Source organism: Olsenella kribbiana (assembly GCF_036408795.1).
Taxonomy (GTDB): Bacteria; Actinomycetota; Coriobacteriia; order Coriobacteriales; family Atopobiaceae; genus Olsenella_L; species Olsenella_L kribbiana.
Map to the genome: position 1 here is coordinate 15,047 of NZ_JAZGJP010000017.1, position 20,659 is coordinate 35,705.

A 20,659-nucleotide genomic window follows, 5' to 3' on the forward strand; every position below is an offset into this window, starting at 1 on the left:
GTTCCGCTTCTTCGGCCTTGCTGCCTTAGCCTCCACCCGTTCCGCCTTTCTTTCTGCTCTCCTTATGGAAAGGGAATGCCGAAGCACTCCCTCTTCTCGTCTCTGTTACTGCTGCTGGTCTTCCGGCACAGGGCCCGGATCGAGCCGTCTCGATACCGCATCGCAGATGAGGGCGCCGACGACGGTCTTTGCATCCTCGATGCGTCCGTCGAGCACCGCATCCACCAGCTCGCCGACGTCGACCAGATCGACGTTGATGAACTCGTCTGCATCAGGCGAGCTCTCTGCCAGCTTGAGCCCTGTCGCCATATAGATATGGATGAGCTCGTCGGCAAAGCCGGCAGAGGTGGCAATCGTCGTGAGATAGGCCATCTTCTGTGCAGTGAAGCCGGTCTCCTCCTTGAGCTCGCGCTCGGCACAGGCCAGAGGATCCTCTCCCGGCGCAAGCTTGCCGGCAGGAATCTCGACCGTGACGCGTCCCAAGGCCGTGCGGTACTGGCGCACGAGGCAGATCTGCCCTTCCTCGGTGAGCGCGACGACAGCGACAGCGCCGGGATGCCTCACGACATCGCGTATTGCCATCCTCCCGTCCGGCAGCTTCACCTGGAGCCGGTCGACGTTGAAGATGCGACCTGTCCAGGCCACGTCCTCCGTGAGCACCTGCTCCTCGAGCTGGCGGTCTCTGGGGTCATCCTCGCCGAGGACGAGGTGCCGCGCCTCGGGTGCGCCCGAAAGATGGTCCTGGACGCTCCTGTCGCCGTCGAAGGTATAGGCACCCGCTGCATCATTGAGTGTCGCTGCTGCTTCGGTCCTGGCGGCAGCGAGGTCCTTCTTGTCCGGAAGCACGTCGCTCGAAAGCGCCACAGCTTCCGGCTTCTCGATCTTCTTTCCCATGCTAAGCCTCGAGCGCAGCGCGGCCCTTGATGGCCTTGATGCCGATATCGTGGCGGTAGGTCTTGCCCTCGAACCAGATCTTGTCGCACGCCTCGTAGGCAAGGTTTCGGGCATCCTCGAAGGTATCGGCGACAGCCGTCACATCGAGGACACGGCCGCCTGCGGTCACGAGGTTGCCATCCGCGTCAAGAGCCGTGCCGGCATGGTAGACCGTGACGCCGGGCATTGCATTGGCATCCTCGACGCCGACAATCTTCTTGCCCTTCTCATAGGAGCCAGGATAGCCTGCGCTCGTGAGGACCACAGAGACGGCCCAGTCATCGTCCCAGGAGACCATGTCAGGCGAGAGGGTCCCTGCGTCGCAGGCAAGGAAGGCCTCAACAAGGTCGCCCTTCATGCGCGGCAGCACGACCTGGGTCTCGGGGTCGCCGAAGCGGGCGTTGAACTCGAGGACCTTGGGGCCGTCCTTCGTGAGCATGAAGCCGCCGTAGAGGCAGCCGGAGTAGGTGATGCCTTCGCTCCTCAGCTCATCCACGACCTTCTGCTCGATCTCGACCATGCGGTCAAGCTCGCCCGGAAGAAGGATGGGAACAGGAGAGTAGACGCCCATGCCGCCCGTGTTGAGGCCACGGTCGCCGTCAAGCGCACGCTTGTGGTCCTGGCTCGTCGCAAGCGGCACGAGGGTCGTGCCGTCCGTGAGGGCAAGAAGCGAGCACTCGGGGCCTTTGAGCATCTCCTCGACGACCACGGTCTTGCCGGCATCGCCGAAGTGTCCGCTGAAGCATTCATGCACGCCTTCGAGGGCCTCCTCGGTCGTGTTCGCGACGATGACGCCCTTGCCGGCAGCAAGGCCATCTGCCTTCACGACGCAGGGGCCGGCAAGCTCCTTCACGTAGGCTGCGCACGCATCCTCATCCGTGAAGCTCTTCCAGGCTGCCGTCGGCACGCCTGCCTTTTCCATCACATGCTTCGCGAACTCCTTCGAGCCCTCCATCTGGGCCGCCTCGGCATTCGGTCCGAAGACCGGGATGCCAGCTGCACGCACAGCGTCGCCGACGCCCTTGACGAGGGGCGCCTCAGGGCCGATTACGACGAGGCCGACTCCGTGCTCTTTCGCGAATGCTGCCACCGCCTCAGGAGATTCAGGATCGAGCTCTGCCTTCTCGGCCAGATCGTACATGCCGCCATTGCCCGGCGCCACATAGATCTTGCCGGCACGCGGAGACTGGGCAAGCTTCACGAGCAGCGCATGCTCGCGGCCGCCTGCGCCCAGCAAAAGAATCGAGACCTTGTCTTCAGCCATCAGGGGCCTCCTTCTAAAGACCGAAGGTGCCAGGCACAAGAACCTGGCACCTTCCCTGCTTGCTTAGCTGATGCTACTTCCAGTAGCGATTGATTGTCTGCTCGCGGTCCGGGCCCACCGTGATGATGGAGACACGGACGCCGGCAAGCTGCTCGAGGAAGTCGATGTAGTCCTTTGCCTCGCGCGGCAGCTGGTAGAAGTTGCGGACACCGGAGATGTCGCACTTCCAGCCCGGCAGCGTCTCGTAGACCGGCTTCGCATGATAGAAGACGGACTGGTGCTCAGGCACCGTGCGGTAGGTCTTGCCGTCGCACTCATAGGCAACGCAGACCTTGATCTCATCGAGGCAGCCGAGGACATCGAGCTTCGTGATTGCGAGGTCCGTGAGGCCGTTGACGCGGGCGGCGTAGTTCACGACGACTGCGTCATACCAGCCGCAGCGGCGCTTGCGGCCAGTCGTCACGCCGTACTCGTGGCCGATCTCGCCGAGGAGGTCGCCGGTCTCGTCGAAGAGCTCCGTCGGGAACGGGCCAGAGCCGACGCGCGTGAGATAGGCCTTTGCGACGCCGAGGACACGGTCGATCTGGGTCGGGCCGACGCCGGAGCCGGTGACAGCACCGCCTGCGGTGCAGTTCGAGCTCGTGACGAACGGGTAGGTGCCGTGGTCGATATCGAGCATCGTTGCCTGGGCGCCCTCGAAGAGGATGTTCTTGCCAGCCTCAAGCTGCTCGTTGAGGAACAGCGAGGACTCGACGATGTACGGGCGGATGCGCTCGGCGTACGGCAGATACGTCTCGCAGATCTGGTCGACCGTGTAGGTCGGCAGCTCATAGACCTTCTCGAGGATCGGGTTCGTGTAGGCAAGCGCGCTCTCGAGCTTCTCGCGGAAGATGTGCTCGTCGAGCATGTCCTGGATGCGCAGGCCCGTGCGGTTCATCTTGTCCATATAGCAGGGGCCGACGCCGCGCTTCGTCGTGCCGATGAGGTTCTTGCCGAGCTTCTTCTCATGGGCGCCGTCAAGATCCTTGTGGTAGGGCATGACGATATGGGCATTGCCGGAGATCTTGAGCGCGTCGCAGGAGATGCCCTGCTTCTCGAGGGTATCGATCTCGCCGAGGAGAACCTCGGGGTCGACGATGCAGCCATTGCCGATCACCGGATAGACGCCCTTGTACATGACGCCGGAGGGTACCTGGTGAAGCGCCAGCTTGTGGCCTCCTGCAACGACCGTGTGTCCTGCGTTCGCTCCGCCGGCGTAGCGGCAAACCACGTCGAAGTCGCCAGAGATGAGGTCGGTGACCTTGCCCTTGCCTTCATCGCCCCACTGCGTGCCTACAAGCACTGATGCTGGCATGTGAATCCTCCTCGGTCCATAACTGATAAGGCCCCGCGCCAGGCGCGGGACCTCCTCAGTATACGGCACGCCAACATCTGCCGAAGGCCATATCTTGCATGAGAAGAGAGTCTCCAGAGTGGGGCTCTGAGCTACTCCTCGTGGTGCGTATCGACCTCGACGAACTTCGTCGAGCCCGGCAGGAACGTGAGCGGCACGACGCCCAGAGGGCCGGAACGGTTCTTCGCGATGATGAAGTTCGTGACATCCTTGTCCGGACGGTCGTCGCGCGCCGCCTCCTCGTCTGTCATCGAGCGGTCGAGGAGGATAACGATATCGGCGTCCTGCTCGATAGCACCGGATTCGCGGAGGTCGGAGAGCTGAGGGGTCTTTCCCGTACGCGATTCGACCTGACGGGAAAGCTGCGAGAGGGCAACGACCGGCACGCCCAAGTCCTTTGCCATGATCTTGATGCCACGGCTCATCTCGGAGACCTCGGTCGCACGGGAGTCGGACCTTCTGCCTCCCGAAGGCGGAGACACGAGCTGGAGGTAGTCGAGGATGACAAGAGCGTTCTTCTCCTTGCCGTGGAGCATGCGCCGTGCCTTGGCTCGTACCTCGGTCACGGTCGTGCCCGGCGTATCGTCGATCATGATGTCGAGATGCGAGAGGTCGACCGTGGCCTGGAGGAGCTGCTGCCACTGGTTGTCGCGGATGTTCGCAGCACGGATGTCCTGGAGGCTCACCCTGGCCTGGGCCGCAAGGAGCCTCTGCGCAATCTCGACCTTGGACATCTCGAGCGAGAAGAAGGCGACCGTCGTGCCGTTTGCCGCAGCATTCACGGCGAGGTTCAGTGCGAAGGAGGTCTTGCCGACACCAGGACGGGCACCGACGACGATCATCTGGCCTGCACGCAGGCCCAGAAGCTGCTTGTCGATGCCGGGGAAGCCCGTCTGGACGCCCAGGAACTTCTCGTCCTGTGCCGCCATCTCGCCGAGCTCGTTGTAGAGGTCCTCCATGACAGTCTCGAGCGTCGAATAGTTGCTCTTGATGTCGGAGTCCGTCGCATTGAGGATGAGCTTCTCTGCCTGATCGACGACTTCCTTCGTATCCTCGGGAGCATCGTAGGCAAGGGCTGTGACCTTCGTCGATGCCTGGATGATCTTCCTGAGCGTCGAGTCGCGGCGCAGAATCTCTGCGTGGTGGCGCCAGCTCGCCAGGGCAAAGGAGTTGCCCGAGAGCTCGAGCAGATAGGTGCTTCCGCCGACCTTCGCAAGCTCGCCTTCCGACTTCAGGTAGTCGGCAAGAGAGATCGGGTCGACCGGCTGGCTCCTGTCGAAGAGGTCGCGCATCGCAAGGAAGATCGTGCGGTTCGACGGCACATAGAAGTCGTCCGGCGAGAGCTCGACAAGCGCATCCTGGAGCACATCAGGCGAGAGCAGCATGGCGGAGAGGACCGATGCCTCGGCTGCCGTATCCTGCGGCATGACGGGCTCGGCCGGAAGCGAAGGTGTCTCGTCCTCGCGGCGGTATCCGGCATTGTCGGCCATTTGCTCCTCCTTCCCTGACCCGGCTGCAGTGCAAGCCTTTCCCGGAGCTTTCCTTTGCCTTGCAGGCGTCTGACACAGAGCTTGCAGAGGATGGTGAAAGCCTCATGCCCTGCAACCTGTGGCTTTGCTGGTTTTCCACGTTTTCAACAATTTGTCGAAGACGTCTTCATGAGGTTTTCTACAAACAGAACACGCGTGCCTTCGTGCAGGTCAGGGCCGCATTCTGAAGAATTCCTCTCATGCCCCATAGGCATCTACGTGCAGATTCTTTCATTTCCGCAGGTAGATTGCGTGTTTTTGAGGCGTCTAGCAAAAAGCGCCCTCCCCCGGGGCTGAAGTCCTGGGAAGGGCGCAGTGTTCGAGGTGCTTGCCAGACCTGCCAAGAGACACGTCTGGCAGAACTTCCTGTTGAAATCCCTTGTCTATAAGGGATGGGCAGGTGAAGATATCACCTACTCAGCAGGGGTCTCGGCTGCTTCCTCGGCAGGAGCCTCCTCGCCCTCGGCCTCTTCGGCCTCCGGCTCGGGCTCCGGCTCCTCGACATCGCCGACGAGAACGGTGATCTCGGCGTTGATGTCACGGTAGAAGTTGATCGTCACGGTGTGGCGGCCAACGGTCTTGATGGCAGCAGCGTGCTCGACGCGCTTGCGGTCGACCTCGACGCCGAGCTGGGCCTTGAGGGCGTCAGCAATCATGGTCGTCGTGACGGAGCCGAAGAGCTGGCCGTCGTCGCCGATCTTGGCATCGACCTTGATGGACTTGCCATCGACCTGAGCCTTGAGCTCCTGCGCCTTCGCGATGCGCTCTGCTTCGCGCTTCTCGATGTTGCGGCGGCGCTGCTCGAGCTGCTTGATATTGCCAGGGGTAGCCGGCTGGGCGATCTTGTTGGGGAACAGGTAGTTCTCCGCGAAGCCCTGAGCGACGTCGACGATGTCGCCCTCGCCGCCCTTGCCCCTGAGCTCACCCATAAGGATGACTTTCATTGGGACACTCCTTCGGTTGGTTGCCTTGCGGCAACTCCTACTTTGTTTCAGAAGCCCGGTACTGGTAGCTCCGCAGACCCTTCCGCTCGATATTGCGGAAATCCGCGAGGCCGTCGACCAGGCCCACTACGCTCATTGCCATGAATTCTGTCTCGAGCCACACGCACAGGATGCTGGCAAGCACCTGTCCGAAGCGTCCGATCTCCTGGGTCGCCAGAAACCACACAGCGACCGCGATGCCCTGGATCGCGCATGCGACACGAAGAGCCTGAAGGAGGTTCTTCGCCCAGAACACGACCTCTGCCGGCACGGGCATGCCTTCGCGGTCCATGACCGTCAAGGCAAACGTCGCGACAAGTGCCACGAGCGCCCAGATCGGAAGATCGAAATCGCGGAGCTTCACGGCGCACTCTGCTGCGTCAGGACCTGAATGCACGAACATCGCGCACCCGAGTCCCGCGCTCGCACACCACGCAGCCGCCATTGCAGCATAGGCAAGCGGCCAGTACTGCCGAAGAAGCGCATTCGCGCCCTCAAGGGCGCTCTGCACCTCCGAGCTTCCGGCCATCTCCCCATACTCTGCAGCAGCTGCCGTGAGCATGGCATCGATGCTCGCGCCGAGCGTCGTCCCCGCAGCATAGGAGAGGACGGCATCCGCCGCGATGAGAGCAGCGGCAAGTCCGAGCACGGCGCACAGAAGCGTGCTGGCACGGAGCTTCCTCTTTGCCACCAGAAGCCCCAGGATGAAGCCCGAGATGGCAGGCAGCACAGGCTCCATCAGAGAGGAGGCCTGTGTCACCGCTCCCACAGCCACAGCCGGAACGACGGCAGCGGCAAGAGCCAGAAGGCTCTCCCTTGCGCCGCGCCCTTTCGTGGCAAGGCAGGTGCCATACGCCGTGGCAAAGCCAGAAAGCAGCGGAATGAACCCGGAGACGACAGCTCCTGCGACACACCAGATGAGTCCGGACACGAGATTGTCCGGCCCCTCCGTGCGTGCCTCGAAGGCTCCTCTCGGAGCGAGCTCTGCTCCCGACTCAGCTGGCACGTGGTGCCAGCCAGCGGAAGCGTTCCTGTCCTTCTCTTCGCTCACTGCCTGCCGGCTCTGCTCGAGACGGGATATGGCTAGTCGCGGTTGCGGCCACGGCCGCCGCGGCTGGAGACCACGGAAACCGTGTACGGCAGAAGGGCCATCTCGCGAGCGCGCTTGATAGCGACTGCGAGGTCACGCTGATGCTGCGTGCATGCGCCAGTCACACGACGCGGCTTGATCTTGCCGCGGTCCGTCGTGTACTTGCGGAGGAGCTGGACATCCTTGTAATCGATGTAGTCCACGTCCTCCTTGCAGAACTGGCAATACTTGCGACGCGGCTGACGCTGAAAATCCTGAGCCATGTCTAATTTGCCTTTCTTTTCAGGCAGCCGGAGCCACCTGAGTTCTTCTTGTTCCTGCTAGAAGGGAATGTCCTCGTCGTAGACATCCGCCGAAGGCGGCGTCTGCTGAGTCGGACGCTGAGAGGTCTGTCCGTAAGCTGCCGGAGCAGAGAAGCTCGGAGCCTGCTGCGCACGCGGCGCCTGGCTCTGGGAGCTGCCCTGGCCCTGGCGGGACGACATGAATTCCAGATCGTCCACAATGACCTCGAGCTTGCTCCTGCGCTGCCCATCGCGTTCCCATGAGCTGTAGCGAAGCTTGCCTTCCAGAGCAACCTTTGTGCCCTTCGTGAGGAAGCGTGCAAGGGCATCGGCACGGGTGCCGAACATCACGCAGTCCACGAAGTTGGGGACATCCTCCCATTCGCCGGATGCATTGCGGCGGCGATCGTTCACGGCCACGCCGAAGGTCAGCACGGTAGTGCCGCCTGCCGTAGCACGGATCTCTCCGTCACGCGTCAGATTGCCCGAAATAACGACCCTGTTGATGCTCACGCTGCTCACAACCTCTCATCTGCGGGTTTTATGCCCGCGCTTCCATAGCTAGTCCTTGTCCGGACGGGCCACGATCATGTGGCGCTTCACTGCGTCGTTGATGCGAAGGACGCGGTCAAGCTCGGCAATGTCGGCTGCATTGGCATGGAAGTTGATGAGGGTGTAGTCACCCTCGGTGAGTCCGTCGATCTCATAGGCGAGCTTGCGCTTGCCCCAATCGTCGACGCTGTCGACCTGGCCACCGTTCTCGGTGATTGCGACGTCAATGCGCTTCATGACACCAGCGCGGACCTCTTCGTTAGAAGCAGGATCGACAAAAAACAGCAGTTCATAGGCCTTCATGTGGTCACCTCCTCTGGGCTAGTGGCTCAGGGTCGTGAAGGTCGCGCCCCGAGCAGGAAAGGTTCGGTCTAGAACCATACCACAGGACAGGCTCTCTTCCCCTGAACTCCATAACTTTCCTTCGCCATGTGCAGCTCATGTGCACTGTAGCAGACCCGTCTGACAGCTTTGGCAGCCCCTGCTGCCATCTTATGTGCAGCTTTCTTGCAAGAGAAAGGCGGAAGGCTCAGGGCCCTCCGCCTTCTTGAAGCGCATCTCTCTTCTGCCTCAGCGCTCGTCTGGATCTTCATCCTCCGGGCGGCGCATGATGAGCGTTGCCGGCTCATCTGCAGGAGCAGAGCTCTCGCCGATGGCAGGAAGGCCTCCTGCCAGGCCCTTCCTCTCGGGCTCTTCTGCAGCCTTATCCGGCTCTTCTGCAGGCGCAGGAGCCGCTTCAGGCGTGCCCTTGTCCCCAGGCGCAGGCGTCGCCTGGGGCTCTGCGGCAGCCTGGGCCGGCTCGCCAGGCATCTCGGCGTCCTTCTTCGCAGAGTCAGGCAGGGGGTCCTTCGAGCTTCCCCAATGGGGGACATCGAACTGCTGGAACCAGAGGCCAAGCGCATTGACGGCTACAGTCTGGAGCGCTGTGGCGAAGACAGCTGCCAGATAGAGCACAAGCACCATCCAGGGCGCGAAGCGGGCAAGGAAGTGGGCCGCCAGAACCGCGATGGCGGCAGCGGAGCCTGAATAGGCAAAGAGGCCGCCCAGCTCGGCCAGAGACGGCACGACGATGATGAGGGCGCAGAGGATGCAGAAGCCCTCAATCAGGAGGCTCCCCAGGAAGAGCACGAGGGCGATCTCGGCAATGCTTCCGAAGTCGCGCTTCAGCATGTCCCAGATGCGGTCAAGCTGATATCCCGCACGTGCATGCTGGTAGATTGTCGCGCGGATGGCGGCGACCCAGGCAATCGTGCTCCAGAGGATGGCGACGAAGTTCCAGAGGAGCGCAGCCAGGCCATCTGCCGAGGGGCGCACCGCTGCCAGGAGGATGAAGTAGACAGCGGCGTAGCCGAGCATCGCCAGGAATGCCCGCCAGCCGCTCTTGATGCAGGCACTGACCTTCACGCCGGACTGCTTCGGGTAGGTCTCCTTCCCCCAAGCGGAAAGCCGTGCCCACTCTGCCTGGTAGCCCCAGACACCGAGGGGACCGGCAATCGGCACGAGCTTGGCAAGCGGCAGCACGAGCAGCGGCTTGTACCATCCCTTGTCATGCGTGAGCATCCGCCAGGAGCGGCCCATGTATTCCTTTGTCTCAGCGCTTTCTGCCATGCGCAGACCTCCAACATAGTGCAGCATGCTCATGCATGCGTCTGACAGCCATCTGACACGTCTGCTATATACCCTACTCGCCCGGATGCGGCACCTCGGCGCAATACCCCATGAGCATCGAGGATTCCTGAAAAGGCCGATAGATATGAAAAGAGCCCTGAAGCATCAGGGCTCGGACTCATCTGGCGGAGAGGGTGAGATTTGAACTCACGTACCCGCGAACGGGTAAACGGTTTTCGAGACCGCCGCATTCGGCCGCTCTGCCACCTCTCCAATTATGAAAGAACGTGGCGCCCGAAGGCGCCACGGAAGCTTGCTGGCGGAGAGTCTGGGATTTGAACCCAGGATACGCTTTAGGCGTATACACGATTTCCAATCGTGCTCCTTCGGCCACTCGGACAACTCTCCTCAAAACCGCGAAGGAAATTGTACAATACTGTCCCTGCGTTGGGAAGAGGATTTTTTCGTTTTCTTCTGAGGTCCGGTTTCCAGGCCTCGTCCACGCCTGCCAAAGCCCCGCCTGAGCGGAAAGGATGTCCGTGTTCGACCTGCTGTTTACTGGATCTGCGCAGGCACAGGCCGTGCCGATGCCTGCCTGGCTCGATCTTGCCGCTGTCGTCGTCGGCTCGCTCACGGGCTGCATCGTCGCCGAAGAGCGCAAGCTCGATCTTGTAGGATTTGTGGGACTCTCGATCCTCTGCGGCCTCGGAGGCGGGCTTCTGCGCGATATGGCCATGCAGCAGGGCGGCGTCTACCTGATCGATTCCCCCTATGCCATCCCTGGCTCGGTCGCGATTGCGCTCATCTCGTTCGCGTTCCCCTCGCCCTTCTTCGGCAATCCTTCCGCACTCGAATGGTTCGATATCCTCTCGGTCTCGCTCTTCGCTGTCTCAGGCACCGACAAGGCGCTCCTGCATGGCCTTTCTGTCTGGGCCTGCGTCCTTATGGGTACGCTCACGGCCGTGGGCGGCGGCATGCTGCGCGATGTGTTCCTCGGAGATATCCCGCGCATCTTCAGGAAGTCGAACCTCTATGCCCTCTGCGCTGTCGCAGGCTCTCTTGCCTATTTCGTCTTCGGCACGATAGGTCTCAACAAGGTCATCTGCGCCCTCATCTGCATTGCCGTCACGGTCGGGCTCAGGCGTGCCTCGCTTCGCTACCACATCATGTCCCCTGCCGATGTGGACCTCACGCCCAAGGTCGAGGCAGGCGTGAAGCGGGCAGAGCGAAAGGTCCGGGATGCACGCCAGAAGCGCAGAGAGCGCTAGCAAGCTCCGAAACAGACCTCAGATAGCACAGGGCCCGCCTCCGAGGAGACGGGCCCTGTTCATTGCTTCCAGAGCGTCTTTGCCTACTTGTTCACGAGGCCATGACGGACACGCCACTTGCGGCGCTCGATCTCGGAGAGGATGCGCTTGCGCATGCGGATGTGCTTCGGCGTGATCTCGACGAGCTCGTCGTCCATGATGTACTGGAGGGCCTCCTCGAGCGTGAACGTGCGCGGCGGCGTCAGCTGGACGGCGATGTCTGCCGTCGAGGAACGCTGGTTGCCGAGGTTCTTCGTACGGGCAACATTCACGACCATGTCGCCTGGCTTCGAGCGCTCGCCGACGATCATGCCCTCATAGCACTCCATGCCCGGCTCGATGAAGAGCGTGCCGCGGTCCTGGAGCGTGCCGAGTGCGTAGGCAACAGCCTTCTCCGTCGACATCGAGATCATGGCACCATTGCTCCTGCCGCCGATCTCGCCGGCATAGGGGCCATACTCGAGGAACGTGTGGTAGAAGATGCCCTCGCCGTGGGTGACGTTCAGGATGCGGTTCTTGAGGCCCATGATGCCGCGGGTCGGAATCGAGAACTCGAGATGGCAGGAGAGGTCGGTCTGCTCCATGCTCGTCATGTTTCCGCCGTTGTTGCCGAAGACCTCGATGACCTTGCCGGAGTACTCGCCCGGGCACTCGACGACGGCCTGCTCGATCGGCTCCAAGCGGTTGCCGTTCTCATCCTTCTTGAAGAGGACCTTCGGGCGTCCTACCTGGAACTCGAAGCCCTCGCGGCGCATCTCCTCCATGAGGACGGAAAGATGCAGGATGCCGCGGCCAGCAACCTCGACGCCGGTCTTGTCGGGCAGCTCCTCGATGCGCATCGTGACGTTGTTCTCGCGCTCCTGCATGAGGCGCTCCTTGAGCTGGCGGCCGCCCACGATGTCGCCGTCACGTCCGACGAGAGGAGAGGTCGAAGGCTCGAAGATGATGGAGAGGGTCGGCGGATCGATCTCGATCGGCTCGAGCTCGACCGGGTTCTCCGGATCGGTGTAGACATCGCCGATATCGGTGGAGTCGACACCGACGACAGCGCCGATATCGCCTGCGACGACCTCGTCGCACTCCTTGCGGCCGAGGTAGTCGAACGTGAAGAGCTGCTTCACCTGTGCCATGGCACGGGAGCCGTCGTTCTTCACGACGAGGATGCGGTCGTTCTGGTGGATCGTGCCGGAATAGACACGGCCGACGCCGATGCGGCCGACGTAGTCGGAGTGGTCGATCGTGACGACCTGCATGGCAAGCGGGCCATCCGGATCCACATCGGGGGCAGGCATGGCATCGATGATCATGTCGAGCATCGGATACATGTCCATGTTGCCGTCATCCGGGTCGAGGCGGGCAAATCCGTTCACGGCGGAAGCGTAGATCACGTGCTCCATCGTGAACTCGAGCTGCTCGTCCGTGGCGCCGAGGTCCATCATGAGGTCAAGGGAGTCGTTCATGGCCTTCTGGGGATCTGCGCCCTCGCGGTCGATCTTGTTGATGACGAGCATGATCTGGAGCTTCGCGTCGATGGCATGGCGAAGGACGAAGCGGGTCTGGGGCATGGGGCCCTCAGCGGCATCGACGAGCAGGAGCGCTCCGTCTGCCATCTTGAGGACGCGCTCGACCTCGCCGCCGAAGTCGGCGTGGCCCGGGGTGTCGATGACATTGATCTTGACGCCCTTGTACTCGATCGAGATGTTCTTGGACAGGATCGTGATGCCGCGCTCGCGCTCCTGGTCATTGGAGTCGAGGATGCGGTCCTGGACCTGCTGGTTCGCGCGGAAGGCGTCGGTGGCCTTCAGGAGCTTGTCGACGAGGGTCGTCTTGCCGTGGTCGACATGCGCGATGATTGCGATGTTTCTGATCTGCTTCTGCAGCATTGATTGCCTCTCTAATCTCAGGGACAAAAGACGCGCACCCGGCTTCATTTCAGCCACTGCGCGCGGTTTTCAGGCCATTCAGAGGATTTACGCTTGCAAATATAGTTGATGAAGATGTGACGATGTGGCGAAGAGCCAGGCTCCACGTAAATTCTGCTGCCTAGATGAGCGGCTCGAGCTCTCCTGCAGGCGCAGGATCGGTCCAGGCAAACTTCTCATGCTCCCCTCGCCCCTTGAAGAGCGAGTAGGCAGAATAGGCCTCGTAGCCCTCTTCGCCGAACTCGAGGAGCACGGCATCCTCGTAGGCGCCATCCTCGTCCTCGATGGCTCCCTCGTAGACGATTGCATAGCGCACCGGCGTGGCAAGGTCCGCCTTCGGATCCCCTCCGGCAGAGACAAGCTCGCCTACCTTGTCGTGTGCGCCTTCGATGCAGGCCTCTATCCCGTCATCCACGAACTCGTAGGATGCGGTATGGCCCGCCGCGTCCTGGACAGCAAGCATCGGCTCCACGTCCTTGCCTTCGGCCAGAAGGTCGAATGCCTGGCCCATGAGGTCGCAGGAGAGCTTGTCGAGCTCAGGCGTCACTCCTTGCTTTCTTGCCACAGCACCAACCCTTCTGCCGGCATATCCGGCGTATCTCTTCCGGACCCATTCTAGCAGGTCCTATGCGTCCGTCTCGTCAGTAGCGCACCGTATAGAAGCCAAGGTCGCCACGGCGCAGCGTCCGCGTGTGCTCTATGGCCTCGCCGTCCTGGTCATAGCTTATGCAGTCGTATGCCATGGCCGGTCCTCCCGGCTCCACACCGAGGAAGCGCGCATCGTGGACGCCGAGCTCTGCGATATCGAGATGCTCAAAGGTCGCATCGACGACCTTGCCGTAGAAGCCGAAGACCTCATAGAGGGAGAAGACCCCTAAGTCTATGCCCTCGAGCCTCGGGAACCTCACGAGCGGCACGACCGTGCGCTCGAGCGAGAGCGGACAGCCATCGACGCTGTTGAGCCTTCTTATCGCATAGACAGGATCGTCTGCCTTTATCTTGAAGAGCTCTGCGTACCAGGGGCCTGCTGCCCTCGTCTCATGCGAGAGGATGCGGACCTGGGGCTTCTTGCCCTCTGCCCTCGTGCTCTGGCGGAAGCTCCTGCCATCGCCGATATCGAGCGTGCCAGGGCTGCCTTTCGTGACGAAGACGCCCTTGCCCTGGGCACGGCGGACAAGGCCTTCTGCCTCGAGCGCCGCGTAGGCATTGCGGACGGTCTGGCGCGTCGTATGGAAGATCTCGGAGAGCTCCTGCTCGGAGGGCAGCACCTCGCCCAGGCCGTAGTCGCCGTCCTCGATCTTCGTGCGGATGGCCTCGCGGACCTGCTGGTAGAGCGGCGTCCGCTTTTGCTCCTCACTCATCCGCAATCACCTTCTCCGGAATCTCATGCCCACGCGAGAGATGCTCCTGGCGCGCATAGAACGTATAGCGGTCGGAGCGGATGACGGCCTTGAAGTACTCGACAGGGGTCCTTTCCTCTGTCTCGGAGACGCCGGTCTGGAAGTAGACGGGGTCTCCTTCGACAAGTCCCAGCTCTTCTGCCTCGTCTGCGTCGACACGGGTGATCGAGAGGCGCTCCTCGCCGTGCGGCAGCGTGATGCCGTACTCCTGACGAAGCGTATCGAAGAGCGAGCGCTCCTGGAAATCGTATTTTTCGATGCCAGGGCAGACCGCCACATTGATATAGACCGTCTCAATCATGCAGGGAAGATCGTCTATGCGGCGGACACGCCTGAGCTCGAAGATCGGGTCTCCTTCCTCGAGCCTGAGCTTGTGGGCGACGTGGACATCCGCGACCTCGCTCTTTGCCCAGAGCACCTTGGAGGAGGGGGTCTTGCCGACAGCACGCACGGTATCGCTGTAGCCGTTGTAGCCACGGCAGTTCGATTCCGGCCGCCTCATCGCGACATAGGTGCCAGAGCCTCCCCTGCTCTCGAGCACATGGCGGGCAATGAGCTCACGCAGCGCCGCCCTGAGGGCTGTGCGCGAGATGCCCCACTCATCGGTGAGCGTCCGCTCGGCGGGCAGGCGGTCGCCTTCCTTGAGGCCAGCTGCATCAAGATAGGCAAGTATGTTCTCGAATGCCGCCTCGGAAGGGGCGACCCTGCGTTCAGCCATCAAGCTTTCTTTCTTCTGGTCTTGTCGAGGAGCTTCTGATATCCCGCACGGAAGCTCTCGGAAGTCTTGCCCGTTGCATCGGCCGCAGGCACGACGCCGTGCTCGTCCGAGACAAGGAAGTACTCGGCAGCATCTGCGCTGCCTTCGAGATAGGCAGAAGCGAGGTCCGGCATGCGCACGACCGGCATGCCCAAGGTCTGGGCAAGGTCCTGGATGAGGGAGGTGGCACCAGCCACGCGCTCCTCGGGACCGGCGCCCAAGATCAGAGTTCCGTCCGGACGAACGGCCCAGAGCGTCTCGGGGGCAATGGCGGTCTCCTCGAACTCGCGCCTCGACTTGAGCGCACGGATGGCAAGCTCGCGGGCGGCGGTCTCCTGGAGCGGCTCATAGGGCCCTACCGTCATGGCAGCACGGCCTTCTTCGTCGACGATGATCATGAGGACGCCGAAAGGATGGGCCGCAGAGCCTTCCTCGAGCGTCCACTCGATGTGCTGCTTGGCCCATTCGAGGAGCGTGCCACGCAGAGGCGCACCCTGGATCCTTCTTGCTCCAAGCGCCCGCATATGGCGGTTCTCGAGCGGCAGCTTCTGGTCGTAGAGCCTCCAGCGGCAGACCAGGGCAGGCTTGCCGAGCGTGAAGTCCTTCATGTCAGGTTCCGGGGCAGCCTTGTTCTGGCTTTCATCCTTCGTATCCACAGGCAGGCTCCCTTCCTTCTTCTCATATCTTCATACCAAAGCTTACAACGAACAGTTGCGCCTGTGCACAGAACGCGTATCGTAGGCATGCCAGATCAAGCATCTGCACAGGAAGGAGAGACATGGAGGAGAAGGTGATACGTGGGCGCTTTGCACCGACGCCTTCGGGCCGCATGCATGCTGGCAACATCATGGCCGCCCTCCTGGCCTGGCTCTCCTGCAGAAGCGAAGGCGGCACCATGGTGCTCAGGATCGAGGACCTGGATCCCAGAGCCCAGGACCGGAAGAACGCCGAGCTCCTGATGGACGACCTCTCCTGGCTCGGTCTTGGGTGGGACGAAGGCCCCTTCTATCAGAGCGAGCGGCGCGATATCTACCGCGAGGCCATTGCAGAGCTCAGAGAGCGTGGCCTCACCTATCCCTGCTTCTGCACGCGCGCAGAGCTCCATGCTGCAGCCGCTCCCCATGCATCGGATGGCACCTATATCTATCAGGGCACCTGCCGCCATCTCACGAAGGAGGAGGTGGCCAGGAAGTCTGCCGAAAGGCGTCCGGCAACCCGCCTCATCGTGCCTGATGCAGATGATCCCAGAGGAACGATTTCATTCACGGATGCTGTCTATGGACCGCAGTCAGAGGTCCTTGCCCGCGACTGCGGCGATTTCCTGATCGAGCGCTCGGACGGCGTCCCTGCCTACCAGCTTGCAGTCGTCGTAGACGATGCCCTGATGGGCGTCACGGAAGTCGTGCGCGGCCATGACCTGCTAGGGTCGTGTGCACGCCAGATCTACCTGCAGCGCCTCTTCGGCTACCCCGAGCCTGCCTACGCCCATGTGCCGCTCCTCATTGCCCCTTCTGGCAGGAGGCTCTCGAAGCGCGACCATGACCTCGACCTCGGCGTCATGCGCGAGCGGGCAGGACGTCCTGGCCCCATCATCGGCGCTCTGGCAGCAGCGGTCGGTCTCGCAGAACCCGGCGAAGAGGTTCTGCCAGAGAACCTCATATCCCGCTTCTCCTGGGAGAAGGTCCGTGCGCATCGCGCAGATATTGTGGCGAATGCCCAATTTCTTGCAGGCCCTCCCCTTGTAGGCAACCACGCAAGTGGGGTATGATGCTTGAGCACCTATTGGAGAGCTGACCGAGTGGCCGAAGGTGCTCGCCTGCTAAGCGAGTATAGGACACAATCCTATCTGGGGTTCGAATCCCCAGCTCTCCGCCAGCATATGACAGGGACTGCGCGAAAGCGTGGTCCCTTTTTCTTTGGCCTGAACCCGGCCACATGCAGTCTTTTGCCTCATAGCATGCCCATCAGAATCCAGCGCACATGAAGATGCCTCCCCTCTCCTGCGTCCAGGAAAGGGGAGGCAGCGTCCAGCAATCGGAGATCTTGCCCTCGAGGCTAGTCCATCTTCTGGCCCAGGAAGTAGGGCACCGCCACGAAGCAGATGCCGCCGACCATGTTGCCCAAGGTCACGGTGATCAGGTTGTAGAAGTAGCCAACAAGAGACACCGCCTGGCCAGCAGGATCGAGGAGCGCCACCGTGAGCTGCGTCATGTTGGCAACAGAGTGCTCGAAGCCGCAGGTGATGAAGGCAAAGAGGCACCAGAATACCATGATGAGCTTCGCGGCATCGTTCGTGGTCCTGAAGGAGCACCACACTGCCAGGCAGACGAGGATATTGCAGAGGATGCCACGTATGAAGAGCGGGACGAAGGCGGCACTCATCTTGCCTGCAGCGGCCGTCGAGAGGAAGGTGGAGGTCGCCTCGCCGTTGAGCCCCGAGAAGTGGAAGAGAAGCGCCAGGACCGCCGCTCCCGCGAGGTTTCCAAGCCAGCAGACGATCCAGACCTTCGCGGCATCTGCCAGCGTGACCGTCTTCTTCATGATGCCGAGGCTCATGACCATGGTGTTGCCGGTGAAGAGCTCGGAGCCGGCGATAACGACCAGGGAGAGGGCGATACCAAAGGAGACGCCCATGACGGTCTTGGTGGCAGGAGAGCCGGCAAGCTGTCCGCCGATCACGTTGATGAGGATATTGCCGAATCCGATGTAGGCACCTGCCAGCATCGAGAGGACGAAATAGCCTGCCGGGTTCTTCGAGAGCATCGCTCTCTTTCCTGCTGCCGCCTTGGAAGCGGCGGTCACCTCTGCTGCGTACATGCGCGGCTCCTGTCTGATCGTCTTTTTTGAGACACGGTACGAACAATCTATCATGAGATGCGTTGCCCTGATGTCACAAAGCCCGCAGATGCTTGGAGCCTTATATCGCTTTGGAGCCCAGGACGGCAGCAGATGCCTATATCCAGGGCCGACAGGAGACCATCAGGCAGGCAGCAAACCCCTGTCACAGAATGTGCACATATCGGATCTGCCAGAATCCGTACATGCAGCAGCCTCATGAAATCCCAGAAATATGCCCTTCACCAGGCATGATGCAGCTGCTGCACCTGCAGAGGCTTTGTCTTCAGCGGGTGCAGCAGAACTTTTTTCCTCATCGCCCTTGACTCAGGAGGGCTTCCGGGGCATTATATCTACTTGCTTCGCGGCGTTACCTCAGCTGGATAGAGGAACTGACTACGAATCAGTCTGTCATAGGTTCGAATCCTATACGCCGCACCAGCGAATGTTCAGAGCCCCTCTTGAGGGGCTCTTTTCATATCTACGCACGCCTATAGGCGTCTTCCCCGTCCGAGGTCCTGAAGACAGCGCACGCTGGCCCGAATGCCCTGAAGTCGTAGGCGATATCATTCCTGTCGAGATAGTCCATGAGGTCCGCAAGCACACGGTAGGGCGCAATCTCGAAGAAGCGTTCCACGGCAGAAGGCAGCCCTTCCCCATCCGTGCCGAAGGCATCTGCTGCTGCCTCGATGAAGAGGGGCTTTATGAGCATCTGCTGCACATGGTAGGGCTCGCCGAAGACGGAGCGCGTGAGCGCCCCTGCCGTCCTCTCCTGGATCCAGAGTCCATCTGCATCTCTCCAGAGGCCCACCTCGCGATGCTCGCCATCTGTCTCCCGTACGAACAGGGTCTGTGCCTTCATCTCGTCTGTCATCGAAACCTCCTCCACGCGTTTTTCTTTCCAGATCTCATGATACGCCTAACAGGAGGATGAATAGAACAGATGTTCTAAGATTTTCCGAAAAGAGAGGGAGCCCTGAGGCTCCCTCTCTCCCAGCTCATATGTATCTGATGCGCCCTTATGCGAGAGGCTTGATGACCTCCATGTCGCGCATGTAGGGGCGGAGCACCTCAGGCACCGTGATGGAGCCGTCGGCGTTCTGGTAGTTCTCCATGATGGCTGCCATCGTGCGGCCCACAGCGAGGCCAGAGCCATTGAGCGTATGGACAAGGCGCGTGCCCTTGAACTCGGACGGGTCGCGGTACTTGATGTTGGCGCGGCGTGCCTGGAAGTCCCAGCAGTTCGAGCAGGAGGAGATCTCCTTGTAGTTGTTGTAGCTCGGCAGCCACACCTCGAGGTCGTAGCACTTCGTGGCAGAGAAGCCGATGTCGCCCGTGCAGAGCGTGACCACATGGTACGGAAGGCCGAGGAGCTGCAGGCACCTCTCTGCCTCTGCAACCATGCTCTCGAGCTGGTTCATGGAGTCCTCAGGCTTTGCGAACTTCACCATCTCAACCTTGTCGAACTCGTGGACACGGATGATGCCACGCGTATCGCGGCCGGCAGAGCCTGCCTCCTCGCGGAAGCACGGCGTAAAGGCCGTATACCACAGCGGCAGGTCGGCACCGTCGAGCACCTCGTCGCGGTGGATGTTCGTGAGCATGACCTCAGCGGTCGGAATCAGGTACATGCCGCCGCTCACGTGGTAGAGGTCCTCGTCGAACTTCGGGAGCTGGCCCGTGCCGAAGAGCGAATCATAGTTCGTGATGACAGGCGGCCACCACTCCTTGAAGCCGGCCTTCACGTGGGTATCGATGAAGAAGTTGATGAGGGCGCGCTCCATGAGGGCACCGGCGCCACCAAGAAGGTAGAAGCGCGTGCCTGCGAGCTTGATGCCACGGTCGAAGTCGATCATGCCCGTGGACGGGCCAAGATCCCAGTGGGCCTTCGGCTCGAAGTCGAACTTCGTCGGCTCGCCCCAACGACGCACCTCAGGGTTGTCGGAGTCGTCGACACCGTACGGCACGGACTCGTGCGGGATGTTCGGGATGGCAGCAACGAGGTCGAAGAGATCCTTCTCGACCTGGGTCCTGCGGTCGTTGAGGTCAGCGATGCGCTGCTTGTTGGCAGCGACCTCAGCCTTTGCAGCCTCGGCCTCGTCGCGCTTGCCCTCGCGCATGAGCTCGCCGATCTTCTTCGAGACGGCATTGCGGTCTGCCTGCAGCTTCTCGACTTCGGCAATGACGGAACGGCGCTCCTCATCGAGCTCGAAGAAGCGCTCACGGTCCCAGTGGGCGTTCTGGCGCGACGCGCAGGACTTGTCCACCACATCTGGATTCTCTCTGACGAACTTGATGTCAAGCATCGACTGCTCTCCTTATCTCGGCCGGCCCTGGATTCATCTGGGCCCATCCGAGCTCGGCATGACCAACAATGGCCTCAAGTATATACTTGAGTGAGACTGCCGCGCATCCTGCTAAGAAAGGCGCAACAATGATAGTGGATTTCTTCATGTGGCTCTTCACGACACGCACGGGCGTGCTGTGCCTCGTCGTAGGCGGAATACTCCTGTTCCTTCTCATCGCATTCATCCTCGAGCGCAAGACGAGGAAGCAGTACTACAACCACAAGAAGTCGGACGATGACTGGGATCTGTTCGACGACGATGAAGAGGACAAGGACAAGTAGGATTTCTGTCTTCTGCATGGACGGTGATGCAAGGGCTGCTCTGCAGCCCTTTTTCGAGGCTTCGGTAGTTTGTGTGACAAGGGGCTAGCCTAGGCAGCAACGCTCTTCGCTCCCTTCACGCCCTTCTTCCTCGCCTTCACCGGGCGACCCGGGAGCTGGGGCTGGCAGTCGCCGCA

The 20,659-nt window shown here is 61.4% G+C and carries 21 protein-coding genes and 4 tRNA genes; 5 read left to right on the forward strand and 20 right to left on the reverse strand.

The window, feature by feature from the left end; all coding sequences use genetic code 11:
• Nucleotides 1-105: 105 nt before the first annotated feature.
• The 12 genes from VXJ24_RS09675 to VXJ24_RS09730 all read right to left on the reverse strand — a co-directional run bounded on the left by VXJ24_RS09675 (nt 106) and on the right by VXJ24_RS09730 (nt 10,041).
• Nucleotides 106-894, reverse strand: coding sequence for an NUDIX hydrolase (locus VXJ24_RS09675; RefSeq protein ID WP_330972715.1), 789 nt, complete (start codon nt 892-894; stop codon nt 106-108).
• A 1-nt stretch (nt 895) separates the two neighbouring features.
• On the reverse strand, nt 896-2,197 hold the full coding sequence (gene purD, locus VXJ24_RS09680; RefSeq protein WP_330972716.1) for a phosphoribosylamine--glycine ligase: 1,302 nt from the start codon (nt 2,195-2,197) through the stop codon (nt 896-898).
• Nucleotides 2,198-2,270: 73 nt separating this feature from the next.
• Nucleotides 2,271-3,551: an adenylosuccinate synthase gene (locus tag VXJ24_RS09685; protein WP_330972717.1), complete on the reverse strand. Its 1,281-nt coding sequence runs from the start codon at nt 3,549-3,551 to the stop codon at nt 2,271-2,273.
• A gap of 131 nt (nt 3,552-3,682) precedes the next feature.
• On the reverse strand, nt 3,683-5,080 hold the full coding sequence (gene dnaB, locus VXJ24_RS09690; protein ID WP_430623820.1) for a replicative DNA helicase: 1,398 nt from the start codon (nt 5,078-5,080) through the stop codon (nt 3,683-3,685).
• Nucleotides 5,081-5,532: 452 nt separating this feature from the next.
• Complete coding sequence (gene rplI, locus VXJ24_RS09695) at nt 5,533-6,063, reverse strand: 50S ribosomal protein L9 (protein WP_330972718.1); 531 nt, start codon at nt 6,061-6,063, stop codon at nt 5,533-5,535.
• Between the two features lie 37 nt (nt 6,064-6,100).
• Nucleotides 6,101-7,153, reverse strand: a complete 1,053-nt coding sequence (locus VXJ24_RS09700; RefSeq protein WP_330972719.1) for a DUF2232 domain-containing protein — start codon at nt 7,151-7,153, stop codon at nt 6,101-6,103.
• Between the two features lie 32 nt (nt 7,154-7,185).
• Nucleotides 7,186-7,455 (reverse strand): 30S ribosomal protein S18, encoded by a 270-nt coding sequence (gene rpsR / locus VXJ24_RS09705; protein ID WP_330972720.1) that lies wholly within the window; start codon nt 7,453-7,455, stop codon nt 7,186-7,188.
• Between the two features lie 57 nt (nt 7,456-7,512).
• On the reverse strand, nt 7,513-7,986 hold the full coding sequence (locus tag VXJ24_RS09710) for a single-stranded DNA-binding protein (RefSeq protein WP_330972721.1): 474 nt from the start codon (nt 7,984-7,986) through the stop codon (nt 7,513-7,515).
• A 48-nt stretch (nt 7,987-8,034) separates the two neighbouring features.
• A complete protein-coding gene (gene rpsF, locus VXJ24_RS09715; RefSeq protein ID WP_330972722.1) occupies nt 8,035-8,328 on the reverse strand; it encodes a 30S ribosomal protein S6 in 294 nt (97 codons plus the stop codon).
• 267 nt (nt 8,329-8,595) lie between these two features.
• Nucleotides 8,596-9,633, reverse strand: a complete 1,038-nt coding sequence (locus tag VXJ24_RS09720) for a DUF4013 domain-containing protein (protein ID WP_330972723.1) — start codon at nt 9,631-9,633, stop codon at nt 8,596-8,598.
• 183 nt (nt 9,634-9,816) lie between these two features.
• Nucleotides 9,817-9,906, reverse strand: a tRNA-Ser gene (locus tag VXJ24_RS09725).
• A gap of 44 nt (nt 9,907-9,950) precedes the next feature.
• A tRNA-Ser gene (locus VXJ24_RS09730) sits at nt 9,951-10,041 on the reverse strand.
• Between the two features lie 125 nt (nt 10,042-10,166).
• On the opposite strand from VXJ24_RS09730, the gene VXJ24_RS09735 reads away from it, so the two are divergent.
• The gene (locus tag VXJ24_RS09735) at nt 10,167-10,901 is read left to right on the forward strand and encodes a trimeric intracellular cation channel family protein (protein ID WP_430623821.1); all 735 of its coding nucleotides are present in this window, start codon (nt 10,167-10,169) and stop codon (nt 10,899-10,901) included.
• Between the two features lie 83 nt (nt 10,902-10,984).
• Here the strand turns inward: VXJ24_RS09735 and typA are convergent, their stop codons facing one another.
• The 5 genes from typA to VXJ24_RS09760 form a co-directional block, all read right to left on the reverse strand.
• Nucleotides 10,985-12,823 (reverse strand): translational GTPase TypA, encoded by a 1,839-nt coding sequence (typA, locus tag VXJ24_RS09740; RefSeq protein ID WP_330972725.1) that lies wholly within the window; start codon nt 12,821-12,823, stop codon nt 10,985-10,987.
• Between the two features lie 160 nt (nt 12,824-12,983).
• On the reverse strand, nt 12,984-13,427 hold the full coding sequence (locus VXJ24_RS09745) for a hypothetical protein (RefSeq protein ID WP_330972726.1): 444 nt from the start codon (nt 13,425-13,427) through the stop codon (nt 12,984-12,986).
• A gap of 76 nt (nt 13,428-13,503) precedes the next feature.
• Nucleotides 13,504-14,223 carry a GntR family transcriptional regulator gene (locus tag VXJ24_RS09750; protein WP_330972727.1) on the reverse strand — a complete coding sequence of 240 codons (720 nt, stop codon included), beginning with the start codon at nt 14,221-14,223 and terminating at the stop codon, nt 13,504-13,506.
• A complete protein-coding gene (locus VXJ24_RS09755; RefSeq protein ID WP_330972728.1) occupies nt 14,216-14,980 on the reverse strand; it encodes a GntR family transcriptional regulator in 765 nt (254 codons plus the stop codon). The genes VXJ24_RS09750 and VXJ24_RS09755 overlap by 8 nt, the downstream gene beginning before the upstream one ends.
• The gene (locus tag VXJ24_RS09760; RefSeq protein WP_330972729.1) at nt 14,980-15,675 is read right to left on the reverse strand and encodes a hypothetical protein; all 696 of its coding nucleotides are present in this window, start codon (nt 15,673-15,675) and stop codon (nt 14,980-14,982) included. The genes VXJ24_RS09755 and VXJ24_RS09760 overlap by 1 nt, the downstream gene beginning before the upstream one ends.
• Nucleotides 15,676-15,797: 122 nt before the next feature.
• On the opposite strand from VXJ24_RS09760, the gene gluQRS reads away from it, so the two are divergent.
• Nucleotides 15,798-16,787 carry a tRNA glutamyl-Q(34) synthetase GluQRS gene (gene gluQRS, locus VXJ24_RS09765; protein ID WP_330972730.1) on the forward strand — a complete coding sequence of 330 codons (990 nt, stop codon included), beginning with the start codon at nt 15,798-15,800 and terminating at the stop codon, nt 16,785-16,787.
• A 16-nt stretch (nt 16,788-16,803) separates the two neighbouring features.
• Nucleotides 16,804-16,894: transfer RNA gene (locus tag VXJ24_RS09770), tRNA-Ser, on the forward strand.
• 180 nt (nt 16,895-17,074) lie between these two features.
• On the opposite strand, the gene VXJ24_RS09775 is transcribed toward VXJ24_RS09770, so the two are convergent.
• Nucleotides 17,075-17,836: a formate/nitrite transporter family protein gene (locus VXJ24_RS09775; protein WP_330972731.1), complete on the reverse strand. Its 762-nt coding sequence runs from the start codon at nt 17,834-17,836 to the stop codon at nt 17,075-17,077.
• 382 nt (nt 17,837-18,218) lie between these two features.
• On the opposite strand from VXJ24_RS09775, the gene VXJ24_RS09780 reads away from it, so the two are divergent.
• A tRNA-Arg gene (locus tag VXJ24_RS09780) sits at nt 18,219-18,295 on the forward strand.
• A gap of 40 nt (nt 18,296-18,335) precedes the next feature.
• On the opposite strand, the gene VXJ24_RS09785 is transcribed toward VXJ24_RS09780, so the two are convergent.
• Both VXJ24_RS09785 and serS read right to left on the reverse strand, forming a co-directional pair.
• The gene (locus VXJ24_RS09785; RefSeq protein ID WP_330972732.1) at nt 18,336-18,728 is read right to left on the reverse strand and encodes a hypothetical protein; all 393 of its coding nucleotides are present in this window, start codon (nt 18,726-18,728) and stop codon (nt 18,336-18,338) included.
• A 145-nt stretch (nt 18,729-18,873) separates the two neighbouring features.
• Nucleotides 18,874-20,160: a serine--tRNA ligase gene (gene serS, locus VXJ24_RS09790; protein WP_330972733.1), complete on the reverse strand. Its 1,287-nt coding sequence runs from the start codon at nt 20,158-20,160 to the stop codon at nt 18,874-18,876.
• A 128-nt stretch (nt 20,161-20,288) separates the two neighbouring features.
• On the opposite strand from serS, the gene VXJ24_RS09795 reads away from it, so the two are divergent.
• Entirely contained in the window at nt 20,289-20,483 is a 195-nt protein-coding gene (locus VXJ24_RS09795; protein WP_330972734.1) for a DUF6724 family protein, read from the forward strand.
• The last annotated feature ends 176 nt before the right edge of the window (nt 20,484-20,659 follow it).